Source organism: Nicoliella sp. ESL1106 (assembly GCF_058509965.1).
Genome location: NZ_CP196340.1, coordinates 1 through 13,019 on the forward strand (window position 1 = coordinate 1; position 13,019 = coordinate 13,019).

Here is a 13,019-nt window from a genome sequence, read left to right on the forward strand (position 1 = left end):
TGCGTGGCAACGTCCTATCCTTGCAGGGGGCGATCCCCCAACTACTTTTGGCGCTCAAAAGCTTAACTTCTGTGTTCGACATGGGAACAGGTGTATCCTTCTGGCCATCATCACCACACTATTTATCTGTGAGAACTTCGTTCTCTCAAAACTAGATAATATTTTATTCTTCCATGAGAACAACCTTACTTGGTTAAGTCCTCGACCAATTAGTACTGGTCCGCTCCATGCATCACTGCACTTCCACTTCCAGCCTATCTACCTGATCATCTTTCAGGGGTCTTACTTCCATAAAGGAATGGGAAATCTCATCTCGAGGTGGGTTTCACACTTAGATGCTTTCAGCGTTTATCTCATCCATACATAGCTACCCAGCGATGCGCCTGGCGGCACAACTGGTACACCAGCGGTATGTCCACTCCGGTCCTCTCGTACTAAGAGCAGCTCCTCTCAAATTTCCTACGCCCGCGACGGATAGGGACCGAACTGTCTCACGACGTTCTGAACCCAGCTCGCGTACCGCTTTAATGGGCGAACAGCCCAACCCTTGGGACCAACTACAGCCCCAGGATGCGATGAGCCGACATCGAGGTGCCAAACCTCCCCGTCGATGTGAACTCTTGGGGGAGATAAGCCTGTTATCCCCAGGGTAGCTTTTATCCGTTGAGCGATGGCCCTTCCATACGGTACCACCGGATCACTAAGCCCGACTTTCGTCCCTGCTCGACCTGTATGTCTCGCAGTCAAGCTCCCTTCTGCCTTTACACTCGTCGAATGATTTCCAACCATTCTGAGGGAACCTTTGGGCGCCTCCGTTACTGTTTAGGAGGCGACCGCCCCAGTCAAACTGCCAACCAGACACTGTCTCCCACCACGATCAGTGGTGCGGGTTAGAGTGTTCATACAGCGAGGGTAGTATCCCACCAATGCCTCCATCGAGACTAGCGTCCCGACTTCTATGGCTCCTACCTATCCTGTACAAGCTATACAAACACCCAATTAGTTACAGTAAAGCTCCATGGGGTCTTTCCGTCCTGTCGCGGGTAACCTGCTTCTTCACAGGTATCTCAATTTCACCGAGTCTCTCGTTGAGACAGTGCTCAGATCGTTACGCCTTTCGTGCGGGTCGGAACTTACCCGACAAGGAATTTCGCTACCTTAGGACCGTTATAGTTACGGCCGCCGTTTACTGGGGCTTCGTTTCTGGGCTTCGCCGAAGCTAACTCATCCACTTAACCTTCCAGCACCGGGCAGGCGTCAGCCCCTATACTTCATCTTACGATTTTGCAGAAACCTGTGTTTTTGATAAACAGTCGCCTGAGCTTTTTCACTGCGGCTGCACATAGTGCAGCACCCCTTCTCCCGAAGTTACGGGGTCATTTTGCCGAGTTCCTTAACGAGAGTTCACTCGCTCACCTTAGGATTCTCTCCTCGACTACCTGTGTCGGTTTGCGGTACGGGTAGTTAACTACTAACTAGAAACTTTTCTCGGTAGTGTGACATCAACGACTTCCCTACTAAATTTCGGTCCTCATCACACCTTGTCAACACGGTATTAAGCATTTGACTCAACACCTGACTTAGTGCTTGAACATCCATATCCAACAGGATGCTACGTTTAGCCTCCTACGTCCTTCCATCGGTCAAACATAGTTAACTAGTACAGGAATCTCAACCTGTTATCCATCGCCTACGCCTCTCGGCCTCGGCTTAGGTCCCGACTAACCCTGGGAGGACGAGCCTTCCCCAGGAAACCTTAGTCATTCGGTGGATCAGATTCTCACTGATCTTTCGCTACTCATACCGGCATTCTCACTTCTAAGCGCTCCACCAGTCCTTACGGTCTGGCTTCATTGCCCTTAGAACGCTCTCCTATCACGCAACATAAGTTGCGTCCACAATCTCGGTAATATGCTTAGCCCCGGTAAATTTTCGGCGCAGGATCACTCGACTAGTGAGCTATTACGCACTCTTTAAATGGTGGCTGCTTCTGAGCCAACATCCTAGTTGTCTATGCAACTCCACATCCTTTTCCACTCAGCATATATTTAGGGACCTTAATTGGTGGTCTGGGCTGTTCCCCTTTCGACGGTGGATCTTATCACTCATCGTCTGACTCCTGGATATAAATCAATGGCATTCGGAGTTTATCTGAATTTAGTAACCCAAGACGGGCCCCTCACCCAAACAGTGCTCTACCTCCATGATTCTCGACTCCAAGGCTAACCCTAAAGCTATTTCGGAGAGAACCAGCTATCTCCAAGTTCGTTTGGAATTTCACCGCTACCCACACCTCATCCCAGCACTTTTCAACGTACACGGGTTCGGCCCTCCGGTGTGTTTTACCACACTTTCAGCCTGGACATGGGTAGATCACCTGGTTTCGGGTCTATCACAACATACTATGGCGCCCTATTCAGACTCGCTTTCGCTACGGCTCCGACTTTTCATCTTAACCTTGCATGTTATCATAACTCGCCGGTTCATTCTGCAAGAGGCACGCTATCACCCATTAACGGGCTCTAACTGCTTGTAGGCACATGGTTTCAGGAACTATTTCACTCCCCTTCCGGGGTGCTTTTCACCTTTCCCTCACGGTACTGGTTCACTATCGGTCACTAGGGAGTATTTAGCCTTGGGAGATGGTCCTCCCGGATTCCGGCAATGTTTCACGTGTATTGCCGTACTCAGGATCCTGAACTGAGGGAATTAGATTTCGTCTACAGGGCTATCACCTTGTGTCGCAGAACTTCCCAGATCTTTCGACTATCTAATTCTTTGGTAACTCAAATGTTCAGTCCTACAACCCCACCGAGTAAACTCGATGGTTTGGGCTGTTCCCCGTTCGCTCGCCGCTACTGAGGGAATCGAATTTTCTTTCTCTTCCTGTGGGTACTTAGATGTTTCAGTTCCCCACGTCTGCCTTTCAATGAGTATGAATTCGTCATTGAATAATAAACGATTAAATTTATTGGGTTTCCCCATTCGGAAATCTCCGGATCAAAGCTTACGTACAGCTCCCCGAAGCATATCGGCGTTAGTCCCGTCCTTCATCGGCTCCTAGTACCAAGGCATCCACCATGCGCCCTTAATAACTTAACCTATTACCACGGAGTGGTATTTGGTTAATTGAGTAAATACGAATAAAACTAATTTAAAAAACTCAAAATAACGCGGTGTTCTCGGTTGAAATTGTATTTAATACAATTCAATAATTTGGAAAAATTAAAATATTATCTAGTTTTCAAAGAACCAAGTTTGAGAGTAGACCTCTCAAAACTAAACAAAACTATGACTGTGTAAGGTTCCGAATTATTCCTTAGAAAGGAGGTGATCCAGCCGCAGGTTCTCCTACGGCTACCTTGTTACGACTTCACCCTAATCATCAGTCCTACCTTAGGCGGCTAGCTCCTCAAAAGAGGTTACTGCACCGACTTTGGGTATTACTAACTCTCATGGTGTGACGGGCGGTGTGTACAAGACCCGGGAACGTATTCATGCCGTGGCATGCTGATCCACGATTACTAGTGATTCCAACTTCATGCAGGCGAGTTGCAGCCTGCAATCCGAACTGAGAACGGCTTTAAGAGATTAGCTTGACCTCGCGGTTTCGCAACTCGTTGTACCGTCCATTGTAGCACGTGTGTAGCCCAGGCCATAAGGGGCATGATGATTTGACGTCGTCCCCACCTTCCTCCGGTTTGTCACCGGCAGTCTCACTAGAGTGCCCAACTTAATGCTGGCAACTAATAATAGGGGTTGCGCTCGTTGCGGGACTTAACCCAACATCTCACGACACGAGCTGACGACAACCATGCACCACCTGTCATCCTGTCCCCGAAGGGAACGGCTAATCTCTTAGCTTTGCAGGAGATGTCAAGGCCTGGTAAGGTTCTTCGCGTAGCATCGAATTAAACCACATGCTCCACCACTTGTGCGGGTCCCCGTCAATTCCTTTGAGTTTCAACCTTGCGGTCGTACTCCCCAGGCGGAATGCTTAATGCGTTAGCTGCGGCACTAAAGGGCGGAAACCCTCTAACACCTAGCATTCATCGTTTACGGCATGGACTACCAGGGTATCTAATCCTGTTTGCTACCCATGCTTTCGAGCCTCAGCGTCAGTTACAGACCAGACAGCCGCCTTCGCCACTGGTGTTCTTCCATATATCTACGCATTTCACCGCTACACATGGAGTTCCACTGTCCTCTTCTGCACTCAAGTTTCTCAGTTTCCGATGCACTTCTCCGGTTAAGCCGAAGGCTTTCACATCAGACTTAAAAAACCGCCTGCGCTCGCTTTACGCCCAATAAATCCGGACAACGTTTGCCACCTACGTATTACCGCGGCTGCTGGCACGTAGTTAGCCGTGACTTCCTGGTTAAATACCGTCAAAGCTTGATCATTTCCTATCAAACTTGTTCTTCTTTAACAACAGAGTTTTACGAGCCGAAACCCTTCTTCACTCACGCGGCGTTGCTCCATCAGACTTGCGTCCATTGTGGAAGATTCCCTACTGCTGCCTCCCGTAGGAGTATGGGCCGTGTCTCAGTCCCATTGTGGCCGATTACCCTCTCAGGTCGGCTACGTATCATTGCCTTGGTAGGCCATTACCCCACCAACAAGCTAATACGCCGCAGGTCCATCCTAAAGTGATGCAAACGCATCTTTCAAACAAAAACCATGCGGTTTTTGTTGTTATGCGGTATTAGCACTTGTTTCCAAATGTTATCCCCCGCTTTAGGGCAAGTTACCTACGTGTTACTCACCAGTTCGCCACTCACTTCGATGTTAAGTCAAGTTAATGCAAGCATCAACTATCATTAACGGAAGTTCGTTCGACTTGCATGTATTAGGCACGCCGCCAACGTTCGTCCTGAGCCAGGATCAAACTCTCATCTTATGATGAAAAGCTTAACGTTAGCTCTTCTTAATATTTGTTACTTTAAAGCGAATTGACTTCGCATAAGTTTTTTGTACTTCATTTAAAATGAAGTTCCTTACACATTTTTTGTCATAATTTTGTTCAGTTTTCAAAGATCTACTTTTGCGCGTCGCTCTTAACGACAACTATTTAATAATATCAAATTGCTAACTGGATGTCAACGATTTTTTAAAATTAAATTTGGCTGAATTAATAACAAATCTTTATAAGGTCGTCATTAATTTATCAGCATTAACTACTATACAGACATTTAAATTAAAAGTCAACAGATTGAATAAAAAAAGATGAGATTTTTTCAATCCCATCTTTTAAAGTTTTAAAACTATTCTTCTGGTTGTGAATTATCTTCTGGACGCATCGTAGGGAAGAGAATAACATCACGAATGGATTCAGCATCCGTCAGTAACATTACTAACCGATCAATTCCAATTCCCAATCCACCAGTAGGTGGCATTCCGTATGACAAGGCTTCGATAAAGTCTTCATCAATTCCTTGCGCTTCATCGTTACCAGCATCTTTTTCAGCAGCTTGAGCTTCGAACCGTTCTCTTTGATCAATTGGATCATTAAGTTCAGTAAATGCATTTCCGTATTCAGTTCCAGAAATGTAGAGCTCGAAACGATCAGTAAAACGTGGATCATCAGCATTTTTCTTAGCTAATGGTGAAATTTCAACTGGATGGCCGTAAATAAAAGTTGGTTGTTTAATCGTATCTTCAACAAACTCTTCAAAGAATTCATTAATGATATGACCAACTTTCCAGTATGATTCGTATTTAACGTTATGTTCATCAGCAATTTTACGGGCTTCTTCATCAGTCATTGGTTTCCAGAAATCGACCCCTGTAACTTCTTTAATTGCATCTACCATGTGCTTGCGAGCAAATGGTTTACTAAAGTCAATTTCTTCTCCATCGTAAGTTACTTTTCCGTCATCGGTAACGGCATTGGCAGCAGCTTTAAAAATCCCTTCAGTTTCATCCATTACATCCTTAAAATCAAAATATGCAATGTATGATTCTAATTCAGTGAATTCTGGGTTATGATCTTGGTCCATCCCTTCATTTCTGAATACGCGTCCAATTTCATAAACCCGTTCCATTCCACCAACAATCAACCGTTTCAATGGTAATTCTAGTGCGATTCGAAGGTATAGATCGATATTCAAAGCATTGTGGTGGGTAATAAATGGACGTGCACTTGCTCCACCAGCTTGGTTGTGAAGTACTGGCGTTTCAACTTCAGTACAGTCCATTTCGTTATTAAGGTAACTTCTAATTGCAGAAATAATTTTAGTCCGTTTTTGGAAACGATCAAAACTTTCTGGATTTGAAATTAAATCAAGGTATCTTTGACGATACTTTTGTTCCTTATTTTGTAAACCATGGAATTTATCGGGTAATGGCCGTAGTGCCTTTGATAAGAAAGTAATATGAGTAGCACGAATCGTTAACTCACCCATATCAGTCTTAATGATGTCACCTTCTACACCAAGGTGATCACCAATATCAGAACGCTTGAAGATGTGGTAGTTTTCTTCCCCTACAACGTCTTTTCTAACGTAAATTTGCATCCGACCAGTTCGATCCATGATGTCCGCAAATCCAACTTTACCCTTACCACGTTTAGCAACCATCCGACCGGCAATAACTGCTTTTTTACCTAATTCTTCAATTGATTCCTTACTTAAATCATTGAATTCAGAATGGAGTTGCTTTGCTAAATAAGTTCTTTTGAACGCATGACCAAAAGGATCAATTCCTTCTTGGCGCAGTTCGTTCATTTTATCTAAACGAACCCGCATTTGATCATTCATTTCTTTTGCCACAATAAAACCTCCGTTTTTTGTTATGATGCATTGTTTTCCCATAACTTATTATCAAAGACATTATATCATTTTTTAAAACTACTGGCGATTAACGATTGGAATTAAGCCATTCTAGTAGTCCGCTTTGCTCTTTTTGCTTGTTTATCAACAAATTGATCAAAAATTTCATTCATTTCAGCTTCAGTATTTGCATCATTCAAAGCTGCTCTTGCCCGTGCTGAATGTGAAATTCCCTTCAAGTAGTAAGCAGCTTGGCCTCTAAACTCACGGGGAGCAACAAAATCACCCTTCAGACCAACTAAACGGTGGAGGTGTTCCTTTGCAGTTTGAATTTTTTCTTCCACGCTTGGTTCTGGTAGTAATTCACCTGTGTCTAAATAATGAGTAGTTTGTTTTAAAATCCATGGATTCCCTTCAACTGCTCTACCCATCATTACTGCATCCGCTCCAACTTCTTCAAGCATTTGCTTAGCTTCTTGAGGGGTTCTAACATCCCCGTTTCCCATAAATGGAATGGAAATATTATTAGCCACTTCATGTAGGATCTCCCAGTTAGAGTGTCCCCGATACATTTGAGCCTTAGTCCGACCATGCATTGCTAAAGCAGAAATTCCAGCTTCTTGCGCAGCTAGGGCGTTTTCAACCGCATAGAGATGATCATCGTCCCAACCAGTACGCATCTTAAGCGTAACAGGTTTTTCAACGGCACTGGTAACTGCCTTGGCCATTTCATAGATCTTATTTGGATCTAACAGCCACTTGGATCCAGCATCAGTTCTCACTACCTTATTAACTGGACAACCCATGTTGATATCAATAATATCAGCATCAGTTTGTTGATCGATAAATTGAGCAGCTTCAACTAAGGTCTCCTTACTCCCTCCAAAAATTTGGATACTCATTGGATGTTCTTCAGGATTAACCCCAATCATAGTCATGGTTTTCTTATTGCGATACATTAGGCCCCGATCAGAAATCATTTCACAGACTACTAAACCAGCTCCAAATTTTTTACAAATAATTCTAAATGCAGAGTTAGTGACCCCAGCCATTGGGGCAACCACTACTCGATTAGGAATTTCAATGTTCCCAATTTTCCAACTATCATTTTTCATAAATTTTCTCCTTAATCCTTTGATTCATCATCTTCAGCATCCATTTCAGCACGTTTTTCACTAATTGCTAATATGGATTTTAATTCTTGTTCATCATAATTATAACGAGCTCCACAAAAATGGCAAACTAATTCTGCCCCGTGATCCTCATCAATGATTCTTTTAATTTCATCAGGACTAACCCTTGATAATGCCTTTGCAAAACCTTTTTTAGAACAACTACATGTGAATTCAACTGGTGTATCAGTTAAAAAGTCTAAATTTTCTTCACCAAAAATCAAATTTAAAATATCCTTTGGCGTTTGACCTGAGAGCAATAGTTCAGATACCATTGGAATTTCTTTTAATCGTTTTTCCAATCTGCTGATTGCCTGGTCATCAGCATCAGGAAGGGTTTGAATTAAATACCCTCCCGCAACCTTAATTGAATTATCTTCGTTAACGAAGACTGACACTCCAACGGCTGAAGGAATTTGTTCAGACTGAGCTAGGTAATAGGTAAAATCATCACCGATTTCACCAGATGCCAATGGAACACTACTAGAGTAAGGTTCGTCGCCTCCCATACTCTTCATCACCTGCATAAAGCCATTTATTCCCACGGCCTTCCCAACATCAATTTTGTGAAATTTATTAAGTGGTAAGTGAACATGTGGATCTTGAACGTATCCCTTAACATGTCCATTCGCATCGGCATCGACCATAATCGTTCCGACTGGCCCACCACCATTAATCTGCACCGTCATTGTCTCTTGCCCCTTTAACACAGAAGCAGAAAGTAAAAGACTTCCTACTAATGTCCGTCCAAGAGCAGCAGAAGACGCGCTCCAAGTATCTTGGCGCTTTTGAGCTTCAGCAACGACACCAGTTGCATCAATTGCATATGCTCTAAACATTCCATCCTTAGTAATACTTTTAATCAAATGATCTTTTGGCACCATTTTAATCCATCCTTTCATTTCATTAATCAATGGTATTGATATACAAAAAACGTGAGTGCAATGTTTAACCCACGTTTTTTAACTAGATATTCATCTTTTTAATAATAATTATCGTCATCATCATGTTTTTTTTCATCGTGCTTAGCTTGTCGATCAGCTTCTGATTCAAATTCTTTATCCTTATCAGCCTCTTGCTTAGCTAACTCCTCTTTAGTTTGTTCAAAAGTAGCAGCTTCGCTTGGATATTCACTATCCTCGGTAGGCATCTTACCAGTATTGTATAAACTAAGGATTTGCTTTTCATCAAGTGTTTCATACTTAAGCAATGCTTCAGCAATAACCCGATGTTGTTCACGATGCGATTCAATGATTTTCTTAGCAGTTTCATGCCCTTCACTAGTAATCCGACGAACTTCAGAGTCAATCAATGCAGCAGTTTCATCAGAATAGCGAGGTTGAGCATATGCTTCTTGGTTTGGATTTTCTAATTGGACCATTCCAAGCTTTTCACTCATTCCATATTGAGTAACCATTGCTCTTGCAATATTGGTTGCTTGTTCAAAATCATTAGAAGCTCCAGATGATTGAGAGTTAAAAATAATTTCTTCAGCAGTCCGTCCACCCATTAAACCAGCAATTTGTTCCATTGCATTTTTCTTAGAAAGCAATTGTTGGTCTTCTTTAGGAAGCATAATCGCATATCCACCGGCACGACCACGTGGGACAATGGTAACCTTATGAACAACCCTTGCGTCGTTCAGAACTAATCCAACGATCGTATGACCAGCTTCATGATAAGCGACCGTCTTTTGCTCTTGTTGATTAATGACCCGATTCTTCTTGGCAGGACCAGCAATGACCCGATCTTCAGCTTCGTCTATTTCAGCGGGTCCGATTAACTTCTTATCCCGACGAGCAGCTAATAATGCTGCTTCATTCAACAGGTTAGCAAGGTCAGCCCCAACGAACCCAGGCGTCTGCTTAGCAATCTCATGTAGATCCACATTATCAGCAAGGGGCTTACCCTTAGCATGCACATCCAAGATTGCTTCACGTCCCTTAACATCAGGACGACCAACAAGCACCTTTCGATCAAAACGACCAGGACGAGTCAAAGCATTATCTAAAACATCAGCACGGTTAGTAGCTGCAATAACAATGACCCCTTCATTCCCGCTAAAACCGTCCATTTCAACCAGGAGTTGGTTAAGGGTTTGTTCACGTTCATCGTGACCGCCACCGGTTCCGGAACCACGTTTTCTACCAACGGCATCAATTTCATCAATAAAGATAATTGCTGGTGCGGATTTTTTAGCCTGTTCAAATAAATCACGAACTCGACTAGCTCCAACCCCAACAAACATTTCAACGAAATCAGAACCAGAAATGGAATAAAACGGTACGTTCGCTTCACCAGCAACTGCCTTAGCAAGAAGTGTTTTACCAGTTCCAGGAGGTCCCTCTAAAAGAACCCCATGTGGAATCGTTGCTCCCAATGATGAATACTTTTTAGGATTCTTCAAAAATTCCACTACTTCAACTAGTTCTTGTTTTTCTTCCTCTTCACCAGCAACGTCAGAAAAACGAACCTTGTTTTCCTTACTATCTGTTGGTTTAGCCTTACTCTTGCTAAACTTCATGATTCCATTTCCGCCACCACGGCCGGCTTGGTTCATCATCATATAGAAGAAAAAGACTAATAAAATCATTGGTAAGATATAAACAATTAAATTAATCCAAATACTATTAGATTCAGCTGGTTTAACATTCACCTTAGTATCTGATTGTCTTGCTGCCTTATTAACTTCAGCAACTGAAGAATTGTTCTTTAAAATCGTAGTTGAAAAGTTAGTAACCTTATTGCTCTTAGCTGCCCCAAGTGTGAAGGTGCTTTGGTTAGAATTACTTGCAGATTGTGCACTACGATATTGACCAGTAATCCTATAAACACCGCCAGAAGGCTGGATTGAGAAGTTTTTAACTTTATCTGTTTTTAATGAACTTATGAATTGGCTTGATTGAATTTGTTGAGTCTGGCCGCTATTGCCATTGCCACTAACGAAGTATAAAACCCCAATCAACAACATGGCAATAACAATATAGAACAGACTACTTCGGAATAGTCCATTTTTATTGTTTTTCATTAAGTGCCTCCTAATTAACCGATTACGATTAAGCGGTATTTCGCAACAATCGTAAACTTATTTTACAAAAAATAATGATACCATGATTTTCATAAATGAACTAATTATTTGTTTTGATAAATATCAGGCTTTAACACCCCAATATAAGGTAAGTTACGATACTTTCCCTGATAATCAAGTCCATATCCCACTAAAAATTCATTAGGAACGTCAATTCCAACGTAATCAACTGGTAATTCAACCACGCGTGCCTTAGGCTTATCAACCAATGTACACATTTTAATCGACTTAGCTCCGCGATCCTTAAGTAGTTCTTGAACGTACTTTAAAGTCCGTCCAGTTTCGATAATGTCTTCAACAATGATTACATCACGGCCCTTAACATCACTATCTAAGTCCTTGATTAAATTGACCTTCCCAGAAGATTGAGTGCCACCATTATAACTAGACACATCGATAAAATCGATTGATAAGTACAAGTCCATATAACGAACGACATCGGTCATAAAGAAAATCGCACCATTCAACACCCCTACTACCAGCGGTTCTTTACCTTGATAATCTTTTGTAATTTGTTCCCCAAGTCGCTTACAAACTTGCTGAATGTGCTTTTGATCACAGACAGTCTTCAATATGTCGTTATTCATGGAATTCTCCTCTCAAAGTTAAGTCCGAATTAATAATTGATACGAGCCGACTGCTCCATCATTTTCAATAAAAATAGAATCCTTATATCCTAACAGCGAAATGACCCGCTCATTGTTATCAACCAGTACCATTGCTTGTTCACGCTGTGCATTGGGAACTTTTTGATTAATCAAGACTCTTTTTACCCTCTGATGGCCACCCGATTTCAAAGTCACTTTATCCTGTGGTTGCCAAGGTCTAATCGTTAATGGTAAACAAGAGACGTTCAACTGAAAATTTAGGATGTGGGCATTCGTTAATTTAACGGGGCTCTGAGGTGTAAAAACCCCAACAGTCATTCGATCATTAATTCGATACCAATGATTTAATCTTACCATAATTTTATTAATTTTGATTGCATTTTTCTTAATAATTTTACTAACATCTAATTTAAATCCAACGTAAGTTTTCCGAAGAATTATGCTTGCATTAATTTTAAAAATCCCCTGTGGTTTTTGGTGATTATTCAAAATTCGTAAAATATTTTGCACTTGTTTTGCGTTTAGCGGCCGTCCAGCTCCTAGATCTCGATCAATTCTAAATAACAATTGTTTCTGTACATCTAACGGGAACTTCAAAAAAGAAGCTAAATGATAATAATCCGCTACTTTGATTTGATTAATTAGTTGTTCGAGCATAAATTGATTGGTAGATAAAACTTCAGAAATTTGACTGGCAAATTGGCTCAATGCACTCACTATTCGTGGATTTTCACGTTCCATCATCGGTAGTAAATTATGACGGACTCGATTGCGCATTACATCATCATCTTGATTAGTTTGATCTTCGAACCACTTGATCGAAGCTTCATTTGCATACTCAATTAGTGTTTTTTTAGAAAATGCTAGTAACGGCCGCACTAATCCCCCGTTAGCAAAGCGACGCTCGGGTTGAATTCCCCTGACTTGCCCAATACTATCACCACGGATCAGCTTCATTAAAACCGTTTCAGCTTGATCGTTTTGGTGGTGAGCGGTAACTAACACTTGAGCATGATTTACATTCATTACCTCCTTAAAAAAGGCGTACCGAAAATCACGTGCTGCTGCTTCAACCCCATTTTTCGGATGATCAGCACGGGGCCAAATCGTTTCTGCTAATTCTATTCCATGCGCTTTGCAGTAGTCTTCAATATAAAGTTGTTCCTCATCACTGGCTGTTCTCAGCTTATGGTTAACATGTGCCACGATAATTTTTGGAATGCGATTCCTTAAATGCAACAATAGATCCAGTAGTACCATTGAGTCTACTCCAGTTGAAACCGCTACCACAATCGGTTGATCTGATTGCCAATATTTATTTCGTCTAACAATACTAGCGAACTGTTTTCGAAGCGCTAATTTCATTGCACCCCTCCTAAA

At 42.1% G+C, this 13,019-nt stretch carries 6 protein-coding genes and 3 rRNA genes; all 9 read right to left on the reverse strand.

Translation table 11 applies throughout. From position 1 onward, the window contains the following. Window position 1: 1 nt before the first annotated feature. A 5S ribosomal RNA gene (gene rrf, locus ACSVI6_RS00005) occupies window positions 2–118 on the reverse strand. Between the two features lie 71 nt (window positions 119–189). After that, window positions 190–3,102, reverse strand: a 23S ribosomal RNA gene (locus ACSVI6_RS00010). Between the two features lie 221 nt (window positions 3,103–3,323). After that, window positions 3,324–4,901: ribosomal RNA gene (locus ACSVI6_RS00015) — 16S ribosomal RNA — on the reverse strand. Together the 16S, 23S and 5S rRNA genes form the textbook arrangement of a ribosomal RNA operon. Before the next feature lie 364 nt (window positions 4,902–5,265). Then, a complete protein-coding gene (gene lysS, locus ACSVI6_RS00020) occupies window positions 5,266–6,759 on the reverse strand; it encodes a lysine--tRNA ligase (RefSeq protein ID WP_491717262.1) in 1,494 nt (497 codons plus the stop codon). Between the two features lie 113 nt (window positions 6,760–6,872). Next, window positions 6,873–7,886, reverse strand: a complete 1,014-nt coding sequence (dusB, locus tag ACSVI6_RS00025; RefSeq protein WP_491716688.1) for a tRNA dihydrouridine synthase DusB — start codon at window positions 7,884–7,886, stop codon at window positions 6,873–6,875. A gap of 11 nt (window positions 7,887–7,897) precedes the next feature. Further along, on the reverse strand, window positions 7,898–8,827 hold the full coding sequence (gene hslO, locus ACSVI6_RS00030) for an Hsp33 family molecular chaperone HslO (RefSeq protein WP_491719743.1): 930 nt from the start codon (window positions 8,825–8,827) through the stop codon (window positions 7,898–7,900). Window positions 8,828–8,925: 98 nt separating this feature from the next. After that, window positions 8,926–10,971, reverse strand: a complete 2,046-nt coding sequence (ftsH, locus tag ACSVI6_RS00035) for an ATP-dependent zinc metalloprotease FtsH (protein WP_491719744.1) — start codon at window positions 10,969–10,971, stop codon at window positions 8,926–8,928. Between the two features lie 104 nt (window positions 10,972–11,075). Then, window positions 11,076–11,618 carry a hypoxanthine phosphoribosyltransferase gene (hpt, locus tag ACSVI6_RS00040; RefSeq protein ID WP_491720686.1) on the reverse strand — a complete coding sequence of 181 codons (543 nt, stop codon included), beginning with the start codon at window positions 11,616–11,618 and terminating at the stop codon, window positions 11,076–11,078. 18 nt (window positions 11,619–11,636) lie between these two features. Further along, window positions 11,637–13,004: a tRNA lysidine(34) synthetase TilS gene (tilS, locus tag ACSVI6_RS00045; protein WP_491719746.1), complete on the reverse strand. Its 1,368-nt coding sequence runs from the start codon at window positions 13,002–13,004 to the stop codon at window positions 11,637–11,639. Between the last annotated feature and the right edge of the window lie 15 nt (window positions 13,005–13,019).

Excerpts from the sequence above, each read along its gene's own strand:
- lysS (WP_491717262.1), bottom strand. The coding sequence starts at position 6,759 with ATGAATGATCAAATGCGGGTTCGTTTAGATAAAATGAACGAACTGCGC.
- tilS (WP_491719746.1), bottom strand. The coding sequence starts at position 13,004 with ATGAAATTAGCGCTTCGAAAACAGTTCGCTAGTATTGTTAGACGAAAT.
- hpt (WP_491720686.1), bottom strand. The coding sequence starts at position 11,618 with ATGAATAACGACATATTGAAGACTGTCTGTGATCAAAAGCACATTCAG.
- ftsH (WP_491719744.1), bottom strand. The coding sequence starts at position 10,971 with ATGAAAAACAATAAAAATGGACTATTCCGAAGTAGTCTGTTCTATATT.
- hslO (WP_491719743.1), bottom strand. The coding sequence starts at position 8,827 with ATGGTGCCAAAAGATCATTTGATTAAAAGTATTACTAAGGATGGAATG.
- dusB (WP_491716688.1), bottom strand. The coding sequence starts at position 7,886 with ATGAAAAATGATAGTTGGAAAATTGGGAACATTGAAATTCCTAATCGA.